We start from the raw sequence: 26539 nt of genomic DNA on the forward strand, positions 1-26539 counted from the left end.
CCTTTTATAATGTAATTGCGGCAATAAATCCGAATATAAGTAACGGTATATTATAATGCAGAAAAGTTGGTACACATGTATCCCATATATGATGGTGTTGACCATCAGCGTTTAAACCAGATGTTGGTCCAAGTGTACTATCTGATGCTGGAGATCCTGCATCTCCTAGCGCTCCGGCTGTACCGATAATTGCAATGGTGGCCATTGGACTAAATCCAAGCTGCATGCAAAGGGGTACAAAAATTGTTGTTAAAATAGGGATGGTTGAAAAGGATGAACCAATTCCCATCGTAACGAGAAGTCCAATTACAAGCATAAGAAATGCAGCGAGTGGTTTGTTGTTTCCAATTATATGTGCACTCGTTTGCACAAGAGATTCAACATGTCCTGTTTTTCGAAGCACAGCTCCAAATCCAGCGGCCGCAATCATAACAAAACCAATAAAGGACATCATGCGCATTCCGCTTGTTAATATCGCATCTGCTTCTTTAAGAGGTAGACTACCACTTACTGATAAGACGATAATCCCAGCTAAAGCACCGAAAATCATTGATTCTGTTGCTAATTGAACAGTTAATGTGGCTATGATAGATAATAATCCGAAAGTAATGCTACGTTTTGTATAGGGAACGATTTCATTTGCGGTAGTATGAATTTGTTCTGTTTCATACGTACGAGGTTTTCGGTACGTAATGAACACCGCTACACATAATCCGATAATCATACCGATTGCTGGAATCGTCATTGCTTTTGGAATAAGCGCGACATCAAATGTAAGACCGCTTTGCGCAGCATTTGTTTGCAATACGTCATGATAAATTTTTCCGAACCCTGCTGGAATCCACATATAAGGAGTAATTAATCCGAATGTAATAATACATGTAACAAGTCTGCGATCCACTTTCAGCTCATTTAATACTTTTAAAAGTGCTGGAATTAAGATGGGGATGAAAGCGATATGAACAGGAATCACATTTTGTGAGAAACAAGCCATCGTTAAAATGATGAATAGAATAAGTATTTTAGAATAAACTTGTTTTTTCGTGTCTTGTTCATTGCCAATCCATTTTAATGCAGTTTGAATCATGGCATCTGGAAGTCCTGTTTTGGAAAGAGAAATAGCGAAACCGCCAAGCATTGCATAACTTAAAGCGATTGGAGCACTATTTCCAAGACCAGTTGTAAAAGTGTTAATCGTTTCTGAAATACCGAGTCCGCCGATAATTCCGCCTGTTAAAGCTCCAACAATGATGGCGACAATGACCTGGACACGTAACAAACTAAGCAATAGCATAACTGCTACTGCAACGAGTACAGCATTCATAATAAATGTAATCTCCCCAAAATTTTATTGTGTTAAGGTAAGTAAATATGAAGCACCTTGCTAGATTTATACATAGTTGCGACATATTATTATAAATTGTTTTTTATGAAATGTAAAAGAGCCTTTTGTTACTAATGGTGAAAAGCTAGCTCTTGTTTAATGGATTGTAAAGAACGAGCGAATAATTCTGGCTCTTCTAAATCAGGAGAATGTGCTGAATTTGGGAACCAAATCATCTTTTTTATCGGTGCTTCTATTACATCACAATATTCCTGAACGAGTGCATAAGGAGTTTGATAATCATAGCGACCAGAACAAAAATAAACTGGAATAGATAAACTCGTAATAGAAGAAAAGAAATCGATTGTCAACATTTCTTCCCATAAAACGCCAGATTTTAAATTCCCTGCGAGAAACTTGAACCAATCTAATAGCGTATATTCAGGGGAAAAGAAGCCTTTTCGTATGAACGAAAAGGAAGATCCGTTTTGGATTGCTCCTCCGAATGTGCCAAGCCATTTTCTTTGAATAATAAGGCGTCTCGTATCTAAAAATGGCGGTTTTCCTAATTTTAAAAGGGACGCTAATGCTTTTTTATGATTATGTTTTTTTGCAGAACGAATTAAATGCTGATATAGTAATTCTTCGTTTTGTTTCATATGTACAATTTGCCCAATACCGATATAAGCCTCGATATATTGTGGATAATGGTGTGCTATGTTAAGCCCGATAATACTTCCCCAAGAATGACCAGCGAGAAATAGTTTCTGTTTACTGAACTTTTTAAGTACATATTGAATCACTTCTTTTGCATCGGAAATGAATTGTTCGATTGTAAAATTTGCTCCGAAATCTTTCATTGAAAAGGATTTACCTGCCCCGCGCTGATCCCAATTAATTACGATGAAGTGTTTCTCCAATTCTTTTTGAAAATGACGAATAAATCCGATTTGTGCCATGCCTGGTCCACCGTGACAGCATAATAAAATAGGCTGCTCTACGTTTTGCCCGCGCATAAGGAGAGTTTGTTTTTGGTTGTTAATCATAACGCTTTCCATCGTAGCGATACTATTAGGCATGAGTTTTTTATTTTCATTATAGAACTGCGGGGTATTGCTACGAAAAAGCATATTGAAAACCTCCTTTTCTAAAATCGTATGAATCGCACAGGCTATTCGTTTTGCATATACTGTTAGAAAATCATTGTAACATACCATACTAGTGTCATTTCAACACGGGAGGAGGGAAATTGTGACGATTGGAGAAATTATCGATTGTTTAAATAGGCGTGAATCCATCGCTATTATAGCAAAACGTCTTGAAATAAGCCCGTATACATTATCGAAGAAATTAAGATTGATTGGATACGAATATGATGGGGAACAGAAAAAGCGTATTTTTGTAGGAGATGGAGAAGAACCGCGTCACTTACAACTCCAAGAAGCGACAGCCCTTCAATATGCGAAAACGGATTATCAACTATTAATTTATGAACAATTACAAAGTATTTATGAGTTATTAAGAAAGAAAGAAGAAGTAATTGCGCCTATGATGAATATAAGTACAGAAAAAAAGAAACGTACCTTTTCTATTAATAAAGAAATATTAGCAAAACTAGACGTTATATCAGAATCGAAAGGAATTCAAAAATCTAAACTTGTAGAAGAGGCGTTACAACAATTTTTACAACAATATGATTTTAACAACACATCACATATTGATAACTAAAGAAAAGGATACTATGTTCATTGTAAGAACGAGTATCCTTTTTAGGTTTCACATATATGACGGATAAAAGGTTTATGTGTATCTTTTACGCTGAAAAATTAAGATTGTTTATTCGACTTTAATGGGCAGTAAGATCCCCATCTCAAAATTCAGTGAAAGCAAAGAAGTGAGGTGGGGGATGAAGAAAACCCCCACTGATTAAAGTTTCACTTTATTATGAGTGTACTTAATTTGTTTTTTGAATTCTACCATCGATAATTGGCTGAATAGGTTCTTTTAATTGTTTTACGTAATCGACTAGCGCTTCAAAGTCGTTTGGACCAGTTTCTGGATTTTTACCATTTTTAAATGATACAAATCCATCACCGCCAGAAGCTAAAAAGGCATTTGCCACTACGCTATACGTTTTAGATGGGGATAATTCTTCACCGTTTGTTAAACGTATATTTGTAACTTTTTCACCGTTTGGTTTATTTGCATCCCACGTATATTGAATACCTGAAATTTGAAGCATTCTCGTCGTACCTTTTTGCCATTGTTGATTTAAAATGTCACGAATATCTTGGCCTGTTAAATCTACTTTAATTAATTGGTTTCCAAAAGGCTGAATGCCATATAATTCGCCCCATGTAATATCGCCAGCATCTAAGTCATTACGAATGCCACCTGGATTCATAAGTGCGATTTGGGTTTGCATCGTTTGACGCTGGGCATCGGCAACTAAATTTCCAAGAGTGGACTCACCAGCATCATTTTGTTTACGGTCGATAGGTGCTGTAGATTTTCCGACAACTTCATTTACAAGCGGTGCGATTTTTTCCTTATATTGATCTAGTTTTTTCTTTACTTGTTTATCAGGTTCTACACCTTCATGGTATGTTGTAACAACTTCAGCTTTTTTCTTTACAATATCTTTTGTTTTACGATCAATTGTTACATCTACATCTGAGAAAGCCATTCCGTAAGAGTTCGCTTGGACGATTAGTTTATTATTTACAGTACCATTTACATACGTGTGACTATGCCCACCAAAAATAACATCAACTTCCGGATCTGTTTCATTTGCAATTCGAGTAAGGTCTCCATTTGTCACACCAGACTCATCTGTTGTCCCGCCGACATGAGCAAGGACGACAATGGATTTAACTCCAAGACGCTTTAATTGCTGTGTTGATTTATTAATTGCTTCTACTTCGTCAGTGATTTCTACATTTTTAAGCATAGTAGGCATCACCACATTTGGTGTATCAGTTGTAACTACGCCAATGAATCCTACAGGCACACCATTTACCATTTTTACAGTAAATGGCGGTAAAAATAAGCGACCAGTGGATTTATTATAGAAGTTTGCAGCAACATAAGGGAAATTAGCACCTTTGAAATTTCCTGTTTTTTCGTGATAGCCACCGTAAATGAGACGTTTCATTTCATCGATACCTTCATCAAATTCGTGGTTTCCGATTGTACCAACATCAAATTTTAAGTCATTTAAAAATTCAATCGTTGGTTCATCTTGCAATAATGCTGAAACTGGTGGACTAGCTCCGACAATATCACCAGCGTGTACGAGAAGTGTATTCGGGTTTTGCTTTTTACGTTCTTTTAAATAAGTAGCTAAGTAATCAGCGCCACCAGCTTCTTTGTTATTAACTTTTTTTACAGTATCTAGTTGTCCATGGAAATCATTAATACCAAGTATTTGTACGTCTATGTAGCGGTTTTGTTCAGCTGGAGCCTGGGATGGGGGAGCGGCAAATACGGTTGAAAAAGTAATGGTGCTTAAAACGGCAACAGCAGGAATAATTTTTTTCCACATAATATAATTCTCCTTTTTTATAATCTGACATCATACGACATAATTTTAATAGATTCATAGGATTATATCTATACAAAAAAATAGTTTTTTCGAAAAATTAACATATTTACAAAAAATGAATAATAGAGTAAAGAACCTTTTTTATTGTCGAGTTCATTGTGTATCTACTATAATGGAGAAAAAAGTAAAAGGTGAGTAGTATGAAGAAAAAGAAACAAAGACAAATGCAAAGACAATCGCAAGTGAATCAACAAAAGAAAGAGTCGCTTACATTAGGTGATCAATTAAATGATTCACTCATGCAGCAATTAAAGAATAAGAAGAAAGAGTTGCAAGTAAGGGAAGAGAAAAAAGAGGCAGCAGAACTGGAACGAAAGCGTCAAGAACAAAAAGAACGTGAAAAGAATAAATCATTTGAAGAACTGTTAAGTGAAAGTAACCTTACTTGGAAAGACTTTAAATAATAACGAAAATGATCAGTGAATAACGCTGATCATTTTTTTGACGAGCTTGTAAGAAAAGGGGAGTTAGAATGAGAAAAATTGTAGTTGTTCCGCATGAAAATCATTGGGGTGAAAAATTTCAAATGGAGGCTGAAAGATTAAAAGCCGCGATGCCAGAAAAGGTGAAGGTCCATCATATTGGAAGTACGTCGGTGCCAGGACTGGCAGCGAAACCAATTATAGATATGATTATGGAAGTAGAGAGTATCGACAGAGTAGATAGGTGGAATGAACGTTTTGAAGAGCTTGGCTATACCGTAAAAGGGGAGAATGGTATTTCAAGACGCCGTTATTTTATTCATGGAACGGAGGAAAAACGCTCGTATCACTTACACGTGTTTGAAAAAGGAAATCCTGAAATAGTAAGGCATTTAGCATTTCGTGATTATATGATGGCTCATTGTGAAGAAGCTGAGGCATATGCAACTTTAAAGAAAGAATTAGCTGAAAAGTATACATATGATGGTGCGTTATATTCGGAAGGGAAAACTGAGTTTGTACGTAATGTTGATGAAAAAGCGAAGAAATGGATAGAAAATACTGTGAATGAATGAGTTCGCATTATTTTAGAAAGTATATAAGTTTATTATGTAAACTGTACATATGTTTTGACTTTTTGGTTGAATCTTGTTCAAATAAAGTGGTGGCTTATAAAAAATGTAATAATGAAAGGGAGACGACTGTGCACATTCCAACAACTACACTTCATAATGGCGTGAAAATGCCGATGATTGGTTTAGGCGTTTATAAAGCGAAAGAAGGCGACGAAGTAAAACAAGCAGTAAAAACAGCGTTAGAAGTTGGATACCGTTCGATTGATACAGCAACTGTATATGAAAATGAAAGCGGTGTCGGGGAAGCGGTTCGTGAATCAGGGATTCCGAGAGAAGAGATATTTATTACAACAAAAGTTTGGAACGATGATCAAGGATACGAGGAAACACTTGAGGCTTTTGAGAAAAGCTTAAAAAAATTACAAATGGACTATGTAGATTTATATTTAATACATTGGCCAATAAGAGGGAAGTATGTTGATACGTACCGAGCGTTAGAAAAGCTGTATGAAGAAGGTAAAGTGCGCGCGATTGGTGTTTCTAATTTCCATAAACATCATTTAGAACTGCTATTACCAAATTGCAAAGTAAAGCCGATGGTAAACCAAGTGGAACTTCATCCAATGTTAACACAATTTGAATTGCGTAATTTCTGTCAAGGTGAGCAAATTCAAATGGAAGCATGGAGTCCGTTAATGAGAGGCGGAGAAGTATTTCAGCACCCGATTATTCAGGCTATTGCTACTAAATATGAAAAAACACCTGCGCAAGTTATATTAAGATGGGATATTCAAATCGGGGTTGTGACGATTCCTAAATCTGTTACACCATCTCGCATTCAGGAGAATTTTTCTATCTTTGATTTTTCACTAACGGAAGAAGAGATGACTCAAATTAATACGTTAAATCGTAATTTACATGTAGGAACGAATCCTGATAAATATGATACGTTATAAAAAGACGCTACCAGTATGGTAGCGTCTTTTTAACGGTGTAATGCGTACGTATCACATTTTACAATTTGCTGAAGCTGTGTATATTCTGCTGTTGTTAACTCTATTTGTTTACTAGACTGTACATTTTCTCGTAATTGTTGAATAGAGCTTGCACCAGGTATAACAGCTGCAACAGTTTCGTTATGTAAGCAATATTGAATAGCTGTTCCAGTTAAGGAGTTTTCTCCAATTATTTCTTTTACATTCGTAAGCGTCGCATATAATTCATCGTAAGAATAAGAAAGGTAATCTTTTTCTTTTACTCTTTCTATCTTTCTTGTATTGTTATCAGTTAATATTCCTTTCGCAAGTGGTCCGCGAGCAATGACACTAATTTGATGTTCATTAAGAAGCGGAAACCATTCTTCAGGGCGACGATTCAAAAGGCTATATTCCATTAGAACACTAACGATATTTGAACGCTTTGCATACTCACGGATGACATTTGGACGTATAGAAGAAATACCGTAATGGCGAATGATACCTTCTTGTTTCAATTCTTCAAAGGCTTCAATTACTTCATCTATAGGATCTTCAATCGTCCCGCCGTGAAGTTGATAAAGATCAATATAATCAGTTTGAAGTCTACGTAAACTTTCTTTCACTTCAGCCTTTATGTAATTTTTAGAAGGATCCCAAGACCAGCCGTTTTTTTCTTCTGTCCATCGATTTCCAACCTTCGTTGTAAGAACAATTTGGTCTCGTTTTCCTTTTAAGGCTTTTCCAACAAATTCTTCGTTTAATCCATAATTATATAAATCTGCTGTATCAAAAAAATTGATTCCTAAATTGATTGCTTCATCGATAATACGCAGGGCTTCTGTTTCAGATGTACCGAGAGACATACAGCCAAGTCCCATTTCTGTCACAAATAAATCTGAGTTTCCTAATTGACGTTTTTTCATAAGTCAACCTCCTTCTCCTTATTCTTATTGTACGCAAGGGAAAAGAGGTTGACAAACGTTTACTTTTTAGTTGCTGTAATCCACTCTTGTACAGTTGTATACTCTTTGCCATATTGTTTTAGCTTATGGCGAATTTGCCATGCTTTTCCGACTAAAGTGACGCGATTTGGTAAAATATAAACTTTCATTTCTATCACGCTCCTTTCAATGTGGTAAAATGTATGAGGAAAGAATAGGAAATAGAACAGGGAGATGAAGTAGTATGAGTAATCTTGCAGAGAGAACAATAAAAACTGAGCCGATTTTTGATGGTAGAGTTATAAAAGTTCGTGTTGATGATGTAGTATTACCAAATGGAGCAATGAGTAAACGTGAAATTGTAAATCACCCTGGTGCAGTTGCTATTATTGCTATTACTGATGAGGGGAAAATTGTACTTGTTGAGCAGTATCGTAAAGCGCTTGAAAAGGCGATTATAGAAATTCCGGCCGGCAAGTTAGAACCAGGTGAAAAACCTGAGGTGACAGCAGTTCGTGAATTAGAAGAGGAAACAGGTTATGTATGTGAAAATATGGAGCTTATTACTTCTTTCTATACATCTCCAGGATTTGCAGATGAAATTTTATATGTATATAAAGCGACAGGTTTGACGAAAAAAGAAAATAAGGCTGCGTTAGATGAAGATGAGTTTGTGGAATTAATGGAAGTATCATTAGAAGAAGCAACTACTCTTATGAAAGATCTGCGTATTCACGATGCGAAGACGATGTTTGCAGTACAATATTTACAACTACAAAAATAAACACTCGCCAAAGGCGAGTGTTTTTAATTAATTTTTGCATATACGCGTGCATCACGTAAGCTACCATCTGGTGCTATGAAATCATTTTCCATTGTACCTTCTAGAATAAATTCTAAACGTTCTGCTAAGTTACATGCATTTGTATTTGTTGCATCAATACGAATTTCAATTCTTCGAGCGCTTAGCTTATCAAAGGCAAATTGAATGGCACCTTTCACAGCTTCGGTCATATAGCCTTGTTTTGTATAAGCGCTATGTAGCCAGAAGTGAAGTGAAAACTTTGGAATATCCCAGTTTTCAGGCTTGAGCGTTATAGCTCCGATGAATGTACCAGATACTTTATCGTATAAGTGAAAATCAAGTGTTTCACGAAGTAAAAACTGTCCGTGAGCGTTACGAACGATTTCTTCAGCACTTTCTTCTGTTTCAGCGTTAATTGGCATCCACGGTACTAAGTCTTCTAGAGAAGCTTGTATTGCTTCATACACTTCTGCACCATCACCTGGAAATGGCTTACGAACCTGTAAGCGTTCAGTTTGAAATAATGTTGGAAAATCTAATAATAATGGTTTCAAGAGAAATCCCTCCTATTCTCTACTTTTTAGTTTAGCAAAGTAGAGCGGAATTTCAATGTTAATTCGTCATACTTTTTTCTTTCTTTCATACATTTTTAGTAAGAGTGTGAACGGAGGGAAGAAAAATGTGGAGAAAAACTTGGCAAGACCGTGTAATGTCTCACATACAGGAAAACTCTTCATTATATATATTTAACGCTGTTTTGTTATTGATGGGAGTAATATTTGGAGCGATTCTTGTAAATAGTTTACAATTAAATCAAAAACAAGATTTATCATTTTATTTGCAACGTTTTTTTGGACAAGTTTCTAAAGGAGAATTTGCTATTGCAGGCGAAATGTTTCGAGAAAGTTACTTTTCACAATTAAAATACATTGGATTTATTTGGATTTTAGGGATTTCAATTATTGGATTGCCACTTATTTTTATTTTATTATTTGCAAAAGGAGTAGTTGTCGGATTTACAGTAGGTTTCTTAGTAAGTCAGCATGGATGGAATGGATTATTATTAGCATTCGTTTCTGTATTGCCACAAAATCTCATTATCATCCCAGTATTTCTCGTTATGACAACAATTGCCGCAAGCTTTTCTTTACGCATGATTAGGCATCAATTTATACGAAAAATAACCGAGCCACTATTACCATTATTAATTCGTTATACATGCTTCTTTCTTATCATTGGAGCGGTGCTAGCTCTTGCTTCTAGTGTGGAAGCTTATGCATCACCATTTTTAATGAAAGAAGTCGTTGAGGCTATTAATAAACAATAAATACTTTGTGAGAATAATTATCAATTTGTTTTTATTGTTTTTCTTTTGACAGAAGCCCTTCTTCTGATATAATGGTGTAAGAGTGGCGAGGAGGGAGTAGTACCGAATGGAAGAAAGAATTGAACGAATTAAGAAGCAATTACATGCAGCGAGCTACAAATTAACACCGCAACGTGAAGCAACAGTTCGTGTGCTGCTAGAAAATGAAGAAGATCATTTAAGCGCAGAAGATGTTTACCTCCTTGTAAAAGAAAAGTCGCCAGAGATCGGATTAGCAACCGTCTATCGAACTTTAGAACTATTATCTGAGTTAAAAGTTGTCGATAAGATTAACTTCGGAGACGGTGTTTCACGCTATGACTTACGCCAAGAAGGTGCGCAGCGTTTCCACCATCATTTGATTTGTACACAATGTGGTGCTGTACAAGAAATACAAGAAGATTTACTTGGTGAAGTGGAAAGGAAAGTAGAACATGACTGGAGCTTTAAGGTGAAGGATCATCGTTTAACATTCCATGGGATTTGTAAAAATTGTCAAGAAAATGAAACGGATGAAAAATAACCTTTTCCTATTTAACTAGGAAGAGGTTTTTTATTTGAATAAGGTATAAATTGGTGAAAGCTTGGCATATGTTGTAATAACTTATATTTTGGAGGAATTTACAATGCGCCGAGCTTTAAAATTAACTTTTGATGGGATAAAAGTATTTTTATTATTTACAAGTTGTACGATTTTGTTTTATTTCGCTATACTATGGATAAATGAAGAATATGAAAGCTATCATCGTTATGAAAAGCCAAAAGAAGAGACTGTAGAAAAAGTATCAGGGAATGAAGAGCCGGCAAAGGATGCTTTCGTAAATAGAATGATGTTTTTCTATGAAAATGGGGAGTAGTGTAGATTGGAAGATCAATTAAAAGATTTTATTCATTATATGGTTGTCGAAAAAGGGCTAGCGAAAAATACGGTAGTATCTTATGAACGTGATTTGAAAAGTTATGTAAAGTATTTGCAAAATGTAGAACAAGCGAAAAGCTTTCATGAAGTGACACGCTTGCACATTGTTAATTTTCTGCAGCACTTAAAAGAAAACGGAAAATCTTCGAAAACATTAGCACGTCATATTGCATCGATTCGTTCGTTTCACCAATTTTTACTTCGTGAACGAGCAGTAGAGCACGATCCATCCGTACATATTGAAACGCCGCAAGGTGAACGGAAATTACCGAAAGTATTGTCAGTTGATGAAGTAGAGGCGTTACTGCAGACACCAAAAATGACGAGCGCTTTTGGGGTTCGTGATAAAGCGATGCTAGAGTTATTATATGCAACAGGACTTCGTGTTTCAGAATTAATTGCATTAAATTTAGAAGATGTACATTTAACGATGGGATTTGTTCGATGCATAGGGAAAGGGAATAAAGAAAGAATTATTCCACTAGGAAGTTTAGCGACGGAAGCGATTCAAAAGTATATTGAAAAGGGAAGAAGAGAATTGATGGGGAAAAAAGTAGTAGATGCACTCTTTTTAAACCATCATGGAAATCGATTATCAAGACAAGGATTTTGGAAAATTTTAAAACGATTAGCGAAAGAAGCAAATATTGAAAAAGAGCTTACACCTCATACGTTGCGTCATTCTTTTGCTACGCATTTATTAGAAAATGGTGCAGACTTACGTGCTGTGCAAGAAATGCTTGGACATGCAGATATTTCAACAACACAAATCTATACGCATGTTTCAAAAACTAGATTAAAAGATGTATATAAACAGTTTCATCCGAGAGCATAGATACTATGCTCTTTTTTCATAGATTCAAAAGGCTATAGCACTTCACAGAAACTTCACAAACATTTCGTACATTGTTTTCAGCAGAAGACTAGAATATTACAATGTTTTTCCTCTATACTAAATAAAGTATGAAGGAGGAAATGATGATGAAAAAACTTATTATGACTTTATTTATCGCGATGCTAGCATTGGCTGGCTGTAATACAAACAAAGAAGAACCGAAAAAAGAACAGAAACTAGAAGCTGTAAAAGTAGCAGTTCAAACAAATCCGAAAGAAATTAAACCTGGTGAAAAAACAGAAGTACAAGCACTTGTTACACAAGGAAAAGAAAAGGTAACAGATGCTGATGATGTAAAGTTTGAAATTTGGAAAGCTGGCGACGAAAAGCACGAGATGCTAGAAGGTAAGCATAAAGGAAAAGGTGTTTATGCTGTAGAGAAAACGTTCGAAACGGATGGAGTATACCACATTATTGCTCACACAAATGCACGTGAAATGCATGTTATGCCAGAAGTAAAAGTGGCTGTAGGAAATGCGAAGGTAGAAGATGCGAAAAAAGAAAATAGTGATCATGGTGCAGGACATGGCGATCATAAAAGCGATACAATGATCCACCTTATGGCTGGTGACATAAAAGCAAATGCTGAATCAACAATGAAAGTTCACTTAAAACAAAAAGAAGAAGCGTTAACTGGTGCTGAAGTCCAACTTGAAATTTGGAAAGATGGTGTTGAAAAACACGAATTTATTCCAGCGAAAGAAGGAAATAAAGGGGAGTATGAAACGAAACATACTTTCAAAGAAAACGGTTCTTACAAAGTGAAAGTTCATGTTAAAAAAGGCGAATTGCATGAACATAAAGAAGAAACAGTAGAAGTAAAATAAAAAGGTAGCTCTTTAGAGCTGCTTTTTTTATTTTTATCCTGAAAATGATCAGTGGGAAAGAACAAAACCGCCATTGATTAAAATTTCACTTTATATGAAGAAATAAATCATAAAATGATTAGCACTTCTGTGCATAATGGATTACAATAGAAGTGTGAAGAAAATGAGAAATTCTACGAAAATGTATTAAAAAGAAAGCGTAAACATGTTATGATATCAGTATCAGATGTCTGACATCTGACTTAGAAAAAACTAGAAATGTTTTTGCGTCGTTTCAAGGTAAACGAAATAGGTTAGAGAATGATTTAAAGAAGTACTGTTTGATAATGAGAACGAAAGATAATTCTTATGGAGAACAGTTTCACTTTATAGCGTTTTGAACATACTACAAGAAGTAGAACTGAACTTATAGGAGGTCGCAGTTATGAATAAATATAAACGTATATTCCTAGTCGTAATGGACTCTGTTGGAATCGGTGAAGCACCAGATGCTGAACAATTTGGTGATTTAGGATCTGACACAATTGGTCACATTGCTGAACATATGAATGGGTTACAAATGCCTAACATGGTGAAATTAGGTCTTGGTAACATTCGTGAAATGAAAGGCATCTCTAAAGTAGAAAAACCACTTGGATATTATACAAAAATGCAAGAAAAATCTACTGGTAAAGATACAATGACAGGCCACTGGGAAATCATGGGTCTTTACATTGATACACCATTCCAAGTGTTCCCAGAAGGATTCCCAAAAGAATTACTTGATGAATTAGAAGAAAAAACAGGCCGTAAAATCATCGGTAATAAACCAGCTTCTGGAACTGAAATTCTTGATGAACTTGGTCAAGAACAAATGGAAACAGGCTCTTTAATTGTTTACACTTCTGCTGATAGCGTACTACAAATCGCAGCACACGAAGAAGTAGTGCCGCTTGATGAGTTATATAAAATTTGTAAAATTGCACGTGAATTAACGTTAGATGAGAAGTACATGGTAGGCCGTGTTATTGCTCGTCCATTCGTTGGTGAGCCTGGAAACTTTACACGTACACCGAACCGTCATGACTATGCATTAAAACCATTCGGCCGTACAGTAATGAATGAATTAAAAGATAGTGATTATGATGTGATCGCTATCGGTAAAATCTCTGACATCTATGATGGTGAAGGGGTAACTGAATCACTTCGTACGAAGTCTAACATGGATGGAATGGATAAGCTTGTAGATACATTAAATATGGACTTTACAGGTCTTAGCTTCTTAAACTTAGTTGACTTTGATGCATTATTCGGTCACCGTCGTGATCCACAAGGATACGGAGAAGCTCTGCAAGAATATGATGCACGTCTTCCAGAAGTATTCGAAAAACTAAAAGAAGATGATTTATTATTAATTACAGCAGACCACGGTAATGACCCAGTGCATCATGGTACTGATCATACACGTGAATATGTACCGTTATTAGCATATAGCCCAAGCATGAAAGAAGGCGGAAAAGAGTTACCACTTCGTCAAACATTTGCTGATATTGGTGCAACTGTAGCAGAAAACTTCGGTGTGAAAATGCCAGAATACGGAACAAGCTTCTTAAACGAGCTAAAGAAATAGGGGGATAAACAAATGAATCGTGAACTTATTACAAAATCAGCTTCATATTTAAAAGAGAAATTTCAAGAGACACCACAAGTAGGACTAATCCTTGGATCTGGACTAGGTGTATTAGCAGATGAAATCGAGAACGCAGTAACAGTACCTTACAGTGAAATCCCTGAATTCCCAGTTTCAACTGTAGAAGGCCATGCAGGTCAACTAGTATTCGGTACACTTCAAGGTGTAACGGTAGTAGCAATGCAAGGACGTTTCCACTTCTATGAAGGATACGATATGCAAAAAGTAACATTCCCAGTTCGTGTTATGAAAGAACTAGGGGTAGAAACAGTTGTTGTAACAAATGCAGCTGGTGGTGTAAATACATCATTCGAACCAGGCGATCTTATGTTAATTTCAGATCACATTAACTTCATGGGTACAAATCCATTAATCGGACCAAATGATTCTGAAATGGGTGTACGTTTCCCTGATATGTCTACATCATATACAGTAGAGCTTCGCGAAATGGCGAAACAAGTTGCAGCAGACTTAAATATTAAAGTACAAGAAGGTGTATACGTTGGAATGACAGGTCCTGTATATGAAACACCTGCTGAAATTCGTATGCTTCGTACACTTGGCGGAGATGCAGTTGGTATGTCAACAGTACCTGAAGTAATTGTAGCGCGTCACGCTGGTATGAAAGTACTTGGTATTTCTTGTATTTCAAATATGGCAGCTGGTATTTTAGATCAGCCACTTCACCACGATGAAGTAATCGAAACGACAGAACGTGTTAAAGCTAACTTCTTAGCATTAGTAAAAGCAATCGTAAAACAAATGAAGGGGTGACCTCACAATGAGAATGGTGGACCTAATTGCAAAAAAACGTGACGGACATGCATTAACGACAGAAGAAATTAACTTTATTGTTGAAGGATATACAAATGGTGATATTCCTGATTATCAAGTAAGTTCACTTGCAATGGCAATTTTCTTCCAAGATATGAACGATCAAGAACGTGCAGATTTAACGATGGCAATGGTAAATAGCGGTGATACAATCGACTTATCAGCTATTGAAGGAGTAAAAGTAGATAAGCACTCCACAGGTGGCGTTGGTGATACAACAACACTTGTATTAGGTCCATTAGTAGCCGCTTTAGGTGTACCGGTTGCAAAAATGTCTGGACGTGGTCTAGGACATACTGGTGGTACAATTGATAAATTAGAAGCAGTTCCAGGATTCCATGTTGAAATCGAAAATGATGAATTCATGCGTCTTGTAAATGAAAATAAAATCGCAGTTATTGGTCAAAGTGGAAACTTAACACCTGCGGATAAAAAATTGTATGCACTTCGTGATGTAACGGCAACAGTAAACTCAATTCCGCTTATTGCAAGCTCAATTATGAGTAAAAAAATTGCTGCTGGTGCAGATGCAATTGTTCTTGATGTAAAAACTGGAGCAGGTGCATTTATGAAAACAGATGAAGATGCAAAACGTTTAGCAGAAGCAATGGTACGCATTGGTAATAACGTTGGTCGTAATACGATGGCTGTTATTTCTGATATGAGTCAACCACTTGGTGAGGCTATTGGTAACGCACTTGAAGTACAAGAAGCAATTGATACGTTACAAGGTAAAGGACCGAAAGATTTAGAAGAGTTATGTTTAACGCTTGGAAGTCAAATGGTATACCTTGCTGGACAAGCTTCATCTCTAGAAGATGCACGTGAGAAATTAATTGAAGTAATGAACAACGGTAAGGCGCTAGAATCATTTAAAACGTTCTTATCAGCGCAAGGCGGCGATGCATCTGTTGTTGATGATCCTTCTAAATTACCACAAGCACAATTTAAAATTGAAGTGGAAGCGAAGGAAGACGGTTATGTATCAGAAATCGTTGCAGATGAAATCGGAACAGCAGCAATGCTTTTAGGAGCAGGACGTGCGACGAAGGAATCTGAAATTGATTTAGCAGTTGGCTTAATGCTTCGTAAAAAAGTAGGGGACAGCGTGAAAAAAGGTGAATCCCTTGTTACCATTTACGCAAACCGTGAAAATGTAGAAGACGTAAAAGCAAAAATTTATGAGAACATGAAGATCTCTAAAGAGCATGTAGATGCACCAACATTAGTGCACGGCATCGTTACTGAATAATAAAGAAGGGCCAGGGAGTATTTCTCCTTGGCTTTTTTTACTATTTTTTGTTTATAATAATAATGGGTGAAAATATGATTAGAATTTGTGCAATAACAAAAACAGATGAAGTATTATATGATGTTTCGCTAGAGGAAACAAAGAAAGACCATATTGTATGGTATTGGCTAGATTTATATAAGCCAACGAAAGAAGAGTATACATACATTTTGCAAGATCATTTTAAGTTCCATCCCCTTGCAATTGAAGACTGCATAGAATATGTACAGAGGCCAAAAGTTGATTTTTATGATGGATATAACTTTTTAGTTCTTCATGCATTTGGTGAGGATGGATTAGAACCGCACGAGATTGATTTATTTATTAGTGATCGTTATATTGTTTCTTTCCATTTTTCTCATAACAATGCAATTGAAAGAGTATGGAAAACGCTTGGAGAAAAGAAGCGTATTAAAAATAGTCCTTTACACGTAGCGCATACAATTATCGATCAAATTGTAGATGACTATTTTGCGCCTGTATATTACATTGAGGATCATTTAAATGCAATTGATGATAATTTAACGGGTGAAACGGCAGGAAGTGTACTAGAAGAAGTATTTGATATACGTGCAGATTTATCGAAGTTAAGACGTACAATTATTCCGATGCGTGATTTATTGTATCGTATTTTAAATTCGACTCGTTTTTACGGTATAAGTGATCATGAAATTTATTTTAAAGATATACATGATCATTTGCTTAAACTGACCGAAATGATTGAAGCAAGCCGGGAGTTAACAGCAGATATTCGAGATAGCTATTTTTCATTAAACTCGCATCATATGAATAACATTATGAAAACATTAACTGTATTCTCGACTATTTTCATGCCATTAACATTTATTGCGGGAGTATATGGAATGAACTTTACGCATATGCCAGAGCTCGGTGGACAATATAGTTATTTTATTTGTTTACTTATTATGGCACTAATTGGCGGCGGCATGATGGCTTGGTTTTATAAAAAAGGATGGTTTAAGTAAAAAACACCGAGGGAAAATTCCTCGGTGTTTTTACTTAACCAATAGCATGTAATACGAACATGGCTAAGAATAAGCATGTAATGATATACATAGACGGTGCGACTTCTTTACGCTTTCCAAGAGCAACTTTTAAGATAGGATAAGCAATAAATCCGAACGCAATGCCATCAGCTATACTATATGTGAGCGGGATCATGACAATAATTAAGAACGCTGGAAATCCTTCTGAAAAATCGTTCAGAGGAATTTGTTGAATGCTTGTAATCATCAGGCCGCCAATAATAATTAAGATTGGTGCAATGGCACTATCAGGAATTAGTTTGACAAACGGAAGTGCAAACAGTGATGCAAAGAATAACAACCCTGTAACGATAGACGTCAGACCTGTCTTTCCGCCTGCAGTAATACCTGCGGCACTCTCTACTGTTGATACGGTAGGGCTTGTGCCAAATAGACCACATGTCATTGCTGAAATTGCATTGGCTTGGTAAGCACGTGGGAATTTACGGTCATCTTCTAATAAACCGTGCAGAAGTCCCATGTTCTCAAAAATAAGCACCATGCTTAAGGAGAATGTTGCAATCCAAAATGGTAAGGAAGAAAGTTTGCCAAATGACATAGCCCCAAACACATCGCCGTAACTCGCGAATGAGAATGAACTATTTCCGATTTGACTTGTATCAACAAGGCCAAATAGCCATGCAATACCAGTTCCTATTGCAATCGTCCATAAAAAGTTTCCACGTACGTTACGAATAAATAATACGAGTGCAACGATAAGAGTAAGCAAGGTCGCAAGAACGACAGGGCTACTTAATTTACCCATTGCAACAGCAGTATTTGGATTCGAAACGACTAAACCACCTTTTTGCAATCCGATAAATGCTAAAAATAATCCGATGCCGACAGTGATAGCTTCCTTTAGTGACTTTGGAATCGATACTGAAAGCACGCGAGCGATTGGTGTAAACGCAGCAATTGCAAAAATAATACCAGAGATGAAGACAGCTGCTAATGCTTCCTGCCAAGTTAATCCGAGCGTATGCACAGCAGTGTACGTGAAGAATGCATTTACACCCATACCAGGGACAAGAATAGCAGGTGCATTTGCCCAAAATGCCATGAGCAGACATCCGACAAATGAACTGAAAACAGTTGCTAAAATTCCAGCTTCAAGAGGAATGCCAGCATCGGATAAAATGGATGCATTTACAATCATAATATATACGATCGTAAAAAATGACGTAACTCCAGCTAAAACTTCTTGTTTCGGTGATGTTTCGTGTAAACCTAATTTAAATGTTCTTTCAAGTATTCCTTTCATGTTAAACCTTCTTTTTCATATCCCTCTCCCACCCGTGATATCTCTTTTGTAAGAGCTCACCGTCCTTTATTATATCAGAACATCATGTTTTTACAACAAGGAAAATGATAACGTTTACTTATAAATGAAATTATTTATAAATACGTAAAAATCGCTCGTATTGTAGAAATGATCTCTAATTCTCCCGATTGAATGGGAGGAGCTGCTTGTGCATGTAAAGCAGCATAGGATGCAACTTCCCGTGGTAATTGAGCAGATTCTTCAACGAATGAGAGTGGAACAGGATTAATGTTTAAATTGTATGTACTCGCAATAGCACGAGCTTTTTCTACCGCTTGTTGCAGAGCTTGAATGAGAGCTTGCTCATAATATTTATTTGGGTGAGATATTCTAAAACGTAATCCTTTTGCTACGTTTGCTCCATTTGAAACGGCTATATCATATACTTCCCCTGCTTTTTGTACATTTAAAACGGTAATTTCATACAAATGTTCCACACGATATCCTTGTAGTAATGCTTTCTCATTTATATATTCGTATTGAGGCGTAATCGTATATGAAATGGTTTCTATATTTTTTTCAGCAATACCTAGTTGTTTCAGTGCATCTAATAATTGTTTTGATTGCACCGCATTTTCTTCTTGTGCCTGTTTTACATTTTTATGATCTGTACGAATACCGATTGTTAATATAACGACATTTGGTTTTGCTTTCACAACGCCTTCACCTTGCACCGTAATGGTAGCTTCTTTACCAGTATTTGCTGTACGTACGTTGTGTAAATAAGGGTTCATTCCACCTTGCATCTTCCATCACCATCCTTTTTATATGTATATGTGTGAACAAAAAAGAAATTTGTATGAAAAAGTTACATAAATGGGAATGTTAAAGAAAGAAAGCATATACAACGAGGGTATTTATAGATTATAATATGTGTAAATATGATAAAAAAGGGACGAGGCTAGTGAACGAAAAAAGAGAAACATTGATTTTAGAGTTATCCGGATCATTTAGAAAGATGATACGTTTATTACAAAATGATATTAATACACGTTTTGCAGAACATATGCCATATAATGAATTTTCTGTATTACGCGCATTATTTTTAAAAAGTCCACAGATGGCTTCGCAAATTGCGAGTGAAGTAAACGTAACCTCCAGTCATATTACAGCTGTTACTGATCGTCTCGTACGAAAAGGGTTTGTAGAAAGAAAACGTTCAAGTTCAGACCGTCGTATCGTGTACTTAGAAATTACAGAACACGGAAGAGAAGTAACTGAAAAACTTGAAGCTGTGCGTAAAGAGTATTATAAAGAGAGATTTAAAGGTTGGAGCGACCAAGAAATAGAAATGGTGTTAGAGCTATTTGGCCGCGTATTATAATAAATGAGGATAGGGAGCGACAGCTTTCCTATCCTTTTTCTTTTGAATAAAAACATTTTGAAACTCCGATACTTTAATTAAAAGATCGGAGGAAAGATTATGAAATATATTGCTGCACTTACCATTTTATTTGGTGGTTTTTTCTATTTTCAAACATTCACGTACGCAGATACGCCTATCCAAGTGGTGCGAAAAGAAGTGAAGTACATTGAAAACGATAATACAGTCTTATATTCAAAATTATGGGTTCGTTCTATGCAAAACACAGTATTATTCCACCATAGCGATAATATTCGTAATCAGGACACATTACGTAATGTAACAAGTTCATCGCTTGTTAAAGCGAAGCAACTATCTTTTCAGAAAGCAGCACTCTATATACCGAGACTATCGCAATACGTATCAAAAATAGGAAAAGAAAATATTCAAGTGTACTACATTGCGATTCACTATAATGTGAAAAAAGAAAATGCATATCAATTAGATGGCATGAACTATTTTCTACAAGTATTTGTGAAAGAGCGTGGGGAATGGAAAATTGCTGAAAGTGTAGTTGCACCGACAGAGCAAATTGTGCAAAATGGTGATGGATTTGGGATGAAAGAAGAGATGGTGTATGGGGATAGGAGAGAGAATGTGAAATAACCTCCTCATCGAGAGGAGGTTATTTTATTTGAAATTCCAAGATACTTTCCATTTTAATATTTTAGGTAGGAAGAAATACGTAATGAAACTAGTCACTAAAAATCCGATGTAAAAGCTGGACAATGAGTGCGCTCGACTTAGTATTAAACCTCCAACGATCCCACCAAAGAAAATCGCACAAGCTAAAACTACTTTTTGTAGTTTTGGATATAATAAGTAGTTACCATTTCGCTCATTGACTGAACGAGCATATAAATATATACCGAGTGGTAATAAAAGAATAATATGTGCAATAGGTCCAATCAATGTTTTTGCCGGTGGAATCTTTGTAAAGTTTGGTTCGTTATGACGTACTCCATTTTGATCAGTATAAGCGCTTTGTGGATCATAATTAAAGTAAATACGAAAATCTTCTGCTGGGCTAGAGATACGTATGTTTTCCATCACATCATGTATAAGACTGTTGTCTTCATGAAATTCAGTGTTTGAGTGAACAGCAATGACTCCGGAGATAAGTGATGGAAGTAAAGCTGGAAAGATTAATATAGCTGTAGTGAGAAATCCTTGCGATATAATATTCCCTGTCATTGTACCTACACATAAGGTAATTGTATAAATAGCGATTAATACAATTAACATGTATATAAAATAACTATGAAAGGGAGAGAATACTTGATATTTATTATGAAAAGTTAACTTTTTCATAATAGCAAATAGCCCCCAGTTTAAAATGACAACTGCGACGATATTACAGATTCCAAATAACCACTTTGTTATATAAAGGTGCGAACGTTTAAAGGGCATAGACCATAACAAGTCGCTAGCGTTATTTTGTCTTTCCCATCCAATTAACGTACAAGCTAGAACGATAAGTACACTACCTAACAGCAGAACAGGATCTAGAAGTGTTAAATCAAAATGGTAATGATATACATAGTTCCACTTTTTATTGTCATTTAGAAATTGTTGCTCTTGAATAGAAGTCATATAGTATTGATATGACAAAGTATAGAAGCTGACGAGCCAAAATAACCATACAACATATTTACTTTGTTGATACGTTCTTAGCCACAGTGCTTTTTGAAACATAGGATCTCTCCTTTAAAAAACTTTATAATTTGTTAGGCGTGATAATATAACATAAGTAATGATTCCGGTTAGAAACAAACCGATATAGTAACTAGGTAAGAAATTTAAATGGTTTATTTTATAGCCGCCTAGTAATGCAAAGTAAATGGTTGAGCCCCATATCCATATCGGTAAACTCTTTTGGAACATAAATATCTTCTGAGTGTTTTCATTTGGTGATCTTGTATATAAATATGTTCCAAGTAGTAAGTAAACTAATGTATAAAAAATCGGGACTAACATTGATTTTGCTGAATAATATATATGAGATGCTGGATCTCTTAAAGCAGTTGGATTGTTCTCGATCTTACGGGATTCCGGATCATAGTAATAATTGATAGAAAAATGACTAATTGGTGCAGCTGTATTTGTTTTTTGATTGATTTCATAAAGTTGTCGATATAAGTTTTCATTTTTAATATTTGCAGCGTATAAATGGTTAGTTGTAAAAGTGTATAGTAATGTAATAAATGTAACTCCTGCTAGTAACCATGGAATACAAAAAATAATCTGCGAAACGATGCTTCCAGTAAAAGTACCGATACATAAGGCAGCTGTATAGACTGCAACATAAGAAACTATCGCATAAAGAAAGTATCGATGAAACGGACTAAAAGATTGATAATCAAAATGAATAGTTGTTCTATAAATAACATACATAAGAACCCAATTGATAAGTAATGAGCCCACAATACAAAATGAACCGAAAGCCCATTTAGATAAGAAAACATCTTTTCTTTTAAATGGCATTGTCATAAGTAGTGTATTAGATTGGTAGCTGCGTTCCCATCCTATCAATAAGCAGGCTAAAGCGATAATAAGAACAGTTAACCAAAAACTATTACTTTCTCCTGAAGAAAAAATATAAAAATAATAATACTGTTTCCCCTTTTCTTGTAATTCATAATACGCATCAAGTTGTTGCTGAGCACTTCTATAGTAGCCAAAAGGTAACAAGTAAAGCGAACTAAAGAAGAATAGTAACACAGCATATTTTCCGCGCTTCCAATTCCACATCCATAACGCTTTATGAAACATACCCATCCTCCTCCAGTGTCGTAACGAAGACATCTTCAAGCGACATTGTTAATTCTTCAATGAGCAGTGGTTGTTCTTTATAAAACTTTTCCAGTGTTGTAGCCACATTTCCTTCAATTAAGATTGTATATACTTTTCCTGTTTGATTTAATATTTTAATATTGCTTAAGTTTTCTAGTTTTTGAGGTAATGAACGTTCGTAAGCTACTTGGATTTTAGCAAATCGTGATTTTGCATCGTCTAGTGATGTAATAGAAGCTATAGTATGGCCTTTTAATATAATAATTGTATCTGCAATTTGTTCCACTTCATCTAAATGGTGAGTTGAGATGAAAATGGTAATTTCTTTTTCTGCAACTTCTCCAACGAGAAATTGGAGGATCTGCCGTTTAACGATAGGATCAAGCCCATTTGTCGGTTCATCTAAAATGATATATTCTGCCTTTGTAGAAACGGCTAAAATGATAGCAAGCAGTGCTTTCATTCCTTTTGAATAACTACGAATTCGTTTGTTTGGTAAGTTAAAACGTTTTAACAATTCATAGAAATATGCTTCATCAAATGCGGCATAAACTGATTTATAAAACTTTACAATTTCTTTTACCGTATAGCCGTTCAGTATGTTAGTAGAATCCGGAACATATACGATTTTTTGTTTCGTTTCAGGATTCTTATGAATGTCGGTATCCTCATATGTAACACATCCTTCATCAGGGTCTAAAATGCCGACCATCGTTCGTAATAAAGTTGTTTTTCCCGCACCGTTTCTTCCGAGTAGTCCGATGATACTCCCTCTTTGCAATGTGAAAGAAACATCGTCTAAAATCGTTTGATTATCAATTGTTTTCTTCAAGCTTGTCACTTTCAGCATCTGTATTTCCTCCAATCTCTTTATAGTATGAATCTATCCAATCATGAATTTTATCTTTCGTAACACCAAGATAAGAGGCTTCTAATAGTAATTGATGAAATTGCTTTTCAACCATAGCGATTTTCCTTTCGTCTAATGTTGGGGTAATCGATTGGGATACAAATGTTCCTTTTCCTCGTAATGTTTCAATAATCCCTTGTCGCTCTAACTCTTGATACGCTTTACTCACTGTATTTGGATTTATAACGAGTAAAGAAGCGAGTTCGCGTACAGAAGGTAGTTTGTCACTTGGAGCTAACATGTTCTTTAATACGAGTTCTTTTATATTTTGAACAATTTGTTCCCATATCGGAGTGTTGCTTCTTGGATCAAGTTGAATATGCAAGAGCAATGTCTCCTTTCTGACTTGTATTAAGTGTACTACTATGTGTAATACACTTAATACAATAAAGGTGATGAATGTGTTTGTCAACTGAAAATGTTAGAAAAATATGGTATTAAAAAACAGTGAATTGGAAAAAATAGGTTTGATATAGAATGGAGGGTTAGTCATGAAGCGAGTTTTTGGAATACTTGTTTGTTTCATGTTATTGCTTTCTGGTACTTCAGTTAGTTTCGCACAATCTGAGAAGACGAAGCAGGAGAAAACAGAAGAAACAACACCGAAGTTAGCGGAACAAGCGTCATCAGCAATTGTAATTGAACAAGATACAGGTAAAGTTTTGTTTGATAAAAATCCAAATGAGAAGTTACCACCTGCTAGTATGACGAAGATTATGACAATGCTATTAATTATGGAACAAGTTGAAAAAGGAAAACTAAAACTGACCGATAAAGTGAGAGCAAGTGAGCATGCAGCTTCAATGGGTGGATCACAAATCTTTTTAGAGCCTGGAGAAGAGATGACTGTAAATGAAATGCTAAAGGGTATTGCAATTGCATCTGGAAATGATGCGTCTGTTGCAGTAGCGGAGCATATCGCTGGTTCAGAAGAAGGTTTTGTAAATATGATGAACAAAAAAGCGAAAGATTTAGGACTGAAAAATACTCATTTTCAAAATCCGACAGGTCTTCCGGCTAAAGATCATTATTCAACAGCAAATGATATGGCTATAATGGCGAAAGAATTGATGAAGTACCCACTTATTCGCAAATACACAGGAAAATACGAAGACTATTTACGTGAAGATACGGATAAGAAGTTTTGGCTCGTTAATACGAATAAGTTAGTGCGTTTTTATCCTGGAGTAGATGGTGTAAAAACGGGCTTTACGACAGAAGCAAAATATTGTTTAACAGCATCGGCTGAAAAGAATGGGATGCGTGTTATTTCAGTTGTTATGGGAGCACCTACATCAAAAGAACGGAACAATCAAGTAACGAAGCTTCTTGACTACGCATTTGGTCAATATATGACAAAGAAATTGTATACACGAGGCGAAAAAATTAAGACTGTCCAAGTAGGAAAAGGGAAGAAAGAAAAAGTAGATTTAGTTGCGTCAGACAATGTATCTCTTCTTATGAAGAAGGGCGAAAACATGGACAAGGTAAAGCAAGAAGTAATTGCTGAAAAGAAAGTGAAAGCGCCGATTAAAAAGGGCGATGCACTTGGTACACTTGTTATTAAAAAAGATAAAGATGTTTTATTAAAACAAACAATTGTAGCAAAAGAAGATGTTGCTGCAGCGAGCTGGTGGGAGTTATTTAAAAGAAGTTTTGGGATGTTTTCAACATCAAAATAGCGGCAAACATTTTGCCGCTTTTCTATTCGTATGTAAGTAAATAATTGCTGAATGGTTTCACTTTATGGCGAAATAGTTCTTCTTTTGTCAGTAGGAAGGATTCTTATGTTGTATCACGAAAATCTTTATGTATGTAAATGAGTAAAGTTTGAGCATAAGGAGGAAATCGTGTGAGTCTTTCCATGCAATTAGAAGTAAAACGTGACGTCCTATGTGTGAGGCTAGCGGGTGAATTAGATCATCATACTGCTGAAGAGTTGCGAACGAAAGTAACAGATATGATTGAGACACATGGTGTTCATCATATTGTTTTGAGCCTAGAGAACTTATCGTTTATGGATAGTTCTGGTTTAGGTGTTATATTAGGCCGATATAAGCATGTAAAGGGATTAGGTGGAGAAATGGTTGTTTGTGCAATTTCACCGCCTGTTAAACGTTTATTTGAAATGTCGGGCTTATTTAAAATTGTTCGCTTAGAAGAAAGTGAAGCGCATGCGCTCGCGACGTTGGGGGTGGCATAAATGAGAAATGAAATGAACCTTCAATTTTCAGCATTAAGTCAAAATGAATCGTTCGCTCGCGTTACAGTAGCTGCTTTCATTGCACAACTAGATCCTACGATGGAAGAACTTACAGAGATTAAAACAGTTGTGTCAGAAGCGGTTACGAATGCAATTATTCATGGGTACGAAGGAAATGCAGAAGGTGTTGTTTATATTTCTGTAATTTTGGAAGAAGCAATGGTGAAACTCACGATTCGAGATGAAGGGATTGGCATCTTTAATTTAGATGAAGCGAGACAACCCCTTTTTACAACTAAACCTGAATTAGAGCGTTCCGGAATGGGATTTACTATCATGGAAAATTTTATGGATGAAGTAGAAGTTATTTCAAACGAATCTTTCGGGACAACAATCCATTTGACAAAATACTTATCAAATAGTAACGCTCTATGCAATTAAGGAGAATAGC

At 35.8% G+C, this 26539-nt stretch carries 31 protein-coding genes; 19 read left to right on the forward strand and 12 right to left on the reverse strand.

Going from position 1 to position 26539, the window contains the following annotated elements; translation table 11 throughout:
• Positions 1-4 precede the first annotated feature (4 nt).
• A complete protein-coding gene (locus ACTFRS_RS14955; RefSeq protein ID WP_000994827.1) occupies positions 5-1324 on the reverse strand; it encodes a Na+/H+ antiporter family protein in 1320 nt (439 codons plus the stop codon).
• Between the two features lie 131 nt (positions 1325-1455).
• Entirely contained in the window at positions 1456-2454 is a 999-nt protein-coding gene (locus tag ACTFRS_RS14960) for an alpha/beta fold hydrolase (protein WP_103626103.1), read from the reverse strand.
• A gap of 121 nt (positions 2455-2575) precedes the next feature.
• Between ACTFRS_RS14960 and ACTFRS_RS14965 the strand changes: the two genes are divergently transcribed.
• Complete coding sequence (locus tag ACTFRS_RS14965) at positions 2576-3052, forward strand: ribbon-helix-helix domain-containing protein (RefSeq protein ID WP_000151911.1); 477 nt, start codon at positions 2576-2578, stop codon at positions 3050-3052.
• Between the two features lie 226 nt (positions 3053-3278).
• Here the strand turns inward: ACTFRS_RS14965 and ACTFRS_RS14970 are convergent, their stop codons facing one another.
• Positions 3279-4868 (reverse strand): bifunctional metallophosphatase/5'-nucleotidase, encoded by a 1590-nt coding sequence (locus ACTFRS_RS14970; protein WP_242294443.1) that lies wholly within the window; start codon positions 4866-4868, stop codon positions 3279-3281.
• 200 nt (positions 4869-5068) lie between these two features.
• Between ACTFRS_RS14970 and ACTFRS_RS14975 the strand changes: the two genes are divergently transcribed.
• From ACTFRS_RS14975 to ACTFRS_RS14985, 3 genes are all read left to right on the forward strand, one after another.
• The gene (locus ACTFRS_RS14975; RefSeq protein WP_139866793.1) at positions 5069-5332 is read left to right on the forward strand and encodes a YqkE family protein; all 264 of its coding nucleotides are present in this window, start codon (positions 5069-5071) and stop codon (positions 5330-5332) included.
• Positions 5333-5400: 68 nt separating this feature from the next.
• Positions 5401-5925, forward strand: coding sequence for a GrpB family protein (locus ACTFRS_RS14980; RefSeq protein WP_139866795.1), 525 nt, complete (start codon positions 5401-5403; stop codon positions 5923-5925).
• A 128-nt stretch (positions 5926-6053) separates the two neighbouring features.
• Complete coding sequence (locus ACTFRS_RS14985; protein ID WP_139866797.1) at positions 6054-6881, forward strand: aldo/keto reductase; 828 nt, start codon at positions 6054-6056, stop codon at positions 6879-6881.
• 29 nt (positions 6882-6910) lie between these two features.
• Here the strand turns inward: ACTFRS_RS14985 and ACTFRS_RS14990 are convergent, their stop codons facing one another.
• Both ACTFRS_RS14990 and mciZ read right to left on the reverse strand, forming a co-directional pair.
• Positions 6911-7825, reverse strand: coding sequence for an aldo/keto reductase (locus ACTFRS_RS14990; protein ID WP_139866799.1), 915 nt, complete (start codon positions 7823-7825; stop codon positions 6911-6913).
• A 59-nt stretch (positions 7826-7884) separates the two neighbouring features.
• Positions 7885-8013, reverse strand: a complete 129-nt coding sequence (gene mciZ, locus ACTFRS_RS14995; RefSeq protein WP_000870299.1) for a Z-ring formation inhibitor MciZ — start codon at positions 8011-8013, stop codon at positions 7885-7887.
• Between the two features lie 74 nt (positions 8014-8087).
• Between mciZ and ACTFRS_RS15000 the strand changes: the two genes are divergently transcribed.
• The gene (locus tag ACTFRS_RS15000) at positions 8088-8627 is read left to right on the forward strand and encodes an NUDIX hydrolase (protein WP_139866801.1); all 540 of its coding nucleotides are present in this window, start codon (positions 8088-8090) and stop codon (positions 8625-8627) included.
• A 23-nt stretch (positions 8628-8650) separates the two neighbouring features.
• Here ACTFRS_RS15000 and ACTFRS_RS15005 read toward each other — a convergent pair whose 3' ends face one another.
• Positions 8651-9202, reverse strand: coding sequence for a GNAT family N-acetyltransferase (locus tag ACTFRS_RS15005; protein ID WP_000803491.1), 552 nt, complete (start codon positions 9200-9202; stop codon positions 8651-8653).
• 155 nt (positions 9203-9357) lie between these two features.
• On the opposite strand from ACTFRS_RS15005, the gene spoIIM reads away from it, so the two are divergent.
• The 9 genes from spoIIM (at position 9358) to corA (ending at position 17435) form a co-directional block, all read left to right on the forward strand.
• Positions 9358-9975, forward strand: a complete 618-nt coding sequence (gene spoIIM, locus ACTFRS_RS15010; protein WP_240795792.1) for a stage II sporulation protein M — start codon at positions 9358-9360, stop codon at positions 9973-9975.
• Positions 9976-10081: 106 nt separating this feature from the next.
• Complete coding sequence (gene fur, locus ACTFRS_RS15015; RefSeq protein WP_000392655.1) at positions 10082-10537, forward strand: ferric iron uptake transcriptional regulator; 456 nt, start codon at positions 10082-10084, stop codon at positions 10535-10537.
• Between the two features lie 103 nt (positions 10538-10640).
• Positions 10641-10871: a YqzK family protein gene (locus tag ACTFRS_RS15020; protein WP_001250432.1), complete on the forward strand. Its 231-nt coding sequence runs from the start codon at positions 10641-10643 to the stop codon at positions 10869-10871.
• Positions 10872-10877: 6 nt separating this feature from the next.
• Complete coding sequence (gene xerD, locus ACTFRS_RS15025) at positions 10878-11768, forward strand: site-specific tyrosine recombinase XerD (RefSeq protein WP_000390084.1); 891 nt, start codon at positions 10878-10880, stop codon at positions 11766-11768.
• A gap of 143 nt (positions 11769-11911) precedes the next feature.
• A complete protein-coding gene (locus ACTFRS_RS15030) occupies positions 11912-12655 on the forward strand; it encodes a FixH family protein (RefSeq protein ID WP_061183923.1) in 744 nt (247 codons plus the stop codon).
• Positions 12656-13079: 424 nt separating this feature from the next.
• The gene (gene deoB / locus ACTFRS_RS15035; RefSeq protein WP_001046082.1) at positions 13080-14264 is read left to right on the forward strand and encodes a phosphopentomutase; all 1185 of its coding nucleotides are present in this window, start codon (positions 13080-13082) and stop codon (positions 14262-14264) included.
• 12 nt (positions 14265-14276) lie between these two features.
• A complete protein-coding gene (locus tag ACTFRS_RS15040; protein ID WP_001078446.1) occupies positions 14277-15098 on the forward strand; it encodes a purine-nucleoside phosphorylase in 822 nt (273 codons plus the stop codon).
• Positions 15099-15105: 7 nt separating this feature from the next.
• Complete coding sequence (locus tag ACTFRS_RS15045) at positions 15106-16410, forward strand: pyrimidine-nucleoside phosphorylase (RefSeq protein WP_001243079.1); 1305 nt, start codon at positions 15106-15108, stop codon at positions 16408-16410.
• Between the two features lie 62 nt (positions 16411-16472).
• Positions 16473-17435: a magnesium/cobalt transporter CorA gene (gene corA / locus ACTFRS_RS15050; RefSeq protein WP_001998197.1), complete on the forward strand. Its 963-nt coding sequence runs from the start codon at positions 16473-16475 to the stop codon at positions 17433-17435.
• Between the two features lie 34 nt (positions 17436-17469).
• Here the strand turns inward: corA and ACTFRS_RS15055 are convergent, their stop codons facing one another.
• Both ACTFRS_RS15055 and ACTFRS_RS15060 read right to left on the reverse strand, forming a co-directional pair.
• Positions 17470-18759 (reverse strand): NCS2 family permease, encoded by a 1290-nt coding sequence (locus tag ACTFRS_RS15055; RefSeq protein ID WP_139866805.1) that lies wholly within the window; start codon positions 18757-18759, stop codon positions 17470-17472.
• Positions 18760-18893: 134 nt separating this feature from the next.
• Positions 18894-19565 carry an SIMPL domain-containing protein gene (locus ACTFRS_RS15060; RefSeq protein WP_139866807.1) on the reverse strand — a complete coding sequence of 224 codons (672 nt, stop codon included), beginning with the start codon at positions 19563-19565 and terminating at the stop codon, positions 18894-18896.
• 158 nt (positions 19566-19723) lie between these two features.
• Here ACTFRS_RS15060 and ACTFRS_RS15065 point away from each other — a divergent pair, with 158 nt between their 5' ends.
• On the forward strand, positions 19724-20143 hold the full coding sequence (locus tag ACTFRS_RS15065) for a MarR family winged helix-turn-helix transcriptional regulator (RefSeq protein WP_440024747.1): 420 nt from the start codon (positions 19724-19726) through the stop codon (positions 20141-20143).
• A 99-nt stretch (positions 20144-20242) separates the two neighbouring features.
• Complete coding sequence (locus ACTFRS_RS15070; protein ID WP_000873780.1) at positions 20243-20788, forward strand: hypothetical protein; 546 nt, start codon at positions 20243-20245, stop codon at positions 20786-20788.
• 24 nt (positions 20789-20812) lie between these two features.
• Here ACTFRS_RS15070 and ACTFRS_RS15075 read toward each other — a convergent pair whose 3' ends face one another.
• From ACTFRS_RS15075 to ACTFRS_RS15090, 4 genes are read right to left on the reverse strand one after another with little or no spacing between them, the layout of a single operon-like run.
• Positions 20813-21877, reverse strand: coding sequence for an ABC transporter permease subunit (locus tag ACTFRS_RS15075; protein ID WP_139866809.1), 1065 nt, complete (start codon positions 21875-21877; stop codon positions 20813-20815).
• A gap of 12 nt (positions 21878-21889) precedes the next feature.
• The gene (locus ACTFRS_RS15080) at positions 21890-22954 is read right to left on the reverse strand and encodes an ABC transporter permease subunit (RefSeq protein ID WP_440024745.1); all 1065 of its coding nucleotides are present in this window, start codon (positions 22952-22954) and stop codon (positions 21890-21892) included.
• Complete coding sequence (locus ACTFRS_RS15085; protein ID WP_139866814.1) at positions 22944-23825, reverse strand: ABC transporter ATP-binding protein; 882 nt, start codon at positions 23823-23825, stop codon at positions 22944-22946. The genes ACTFRS_RS15080 and ACTFRS_RS15085 overlap by 11 nt, the downstream gene beginning before the upstream one ends.
• Positions 23791-24210 (reverse strand): GntR family transcriptional regulator, encoded by a 420-nt coding sequence (locus ACTFRS_RS15090; protein WP_000548040.1) that lies wholly within the window; start codon positions 24208-24210, stop codon positions 23791-23793. Before ACTFRS_RS15090 ends, ACTFRS_RS15085 begins: the two co-directional genes overlap by 35 nt.
• A gap of 166 nt (positions 24211-24376) precedes the next feature.
• Between ACTFRS_RS15090 and dacF the strand changes: the two genes are divergently transcribed.
• The 3 genes from dacF (at position 24377) to spoIIAB (ending at position 26529) form a co-directional block, all read left to right on the forward strand.
• On the forward strand, positions 24377-25567 hold the full coding sequence (gene dacF / locus ACTFRS_RS15095) for a serine-type D-Ala-D-Ala carboxypeptidase DacF (RefSeq protein ID WP_000831992.1): 1191 nt from the start codon (positions 24377-24379) through the stop codon (positions 25565-25567).
• 170 nt (positions 25568-25737) lie between these two features.
• Positions 25738-26088 (forward strand): anti-sigma F factor antagonist, encoded by a 351-nt coding sequence (spoIIAA, locus tag ACTFRS_RS15100; RefSeq protein ID WP_000059133.1) that lies wholly within the window; start codon positions 25738-25740, stop codon positions 26086-26088.
• Positions 26089-26529, forward strand: a complete 441-nt coding sequence (gene spoIIAB, locus ACTFRS_RS15105; protein WP_001243400.1) for an anti-sigma F factor — start codon at positions 26089-26091, stop codon at positions 26527-26529. It abuts the gene before it with no gap.
• Positions 26530-26539 lie beyond the last annotated feature (10 nt).

Source organism: Bacillus cereus group sp. MYBK139-1, assembly GCF_051916915.1.
Classification (GTDB): domain Bacteria; phylum Bacillota; class Bacilli; order Bacillales; family Bacillaceae_G; genus Bacillus_A; species Bacillus_A pacificus.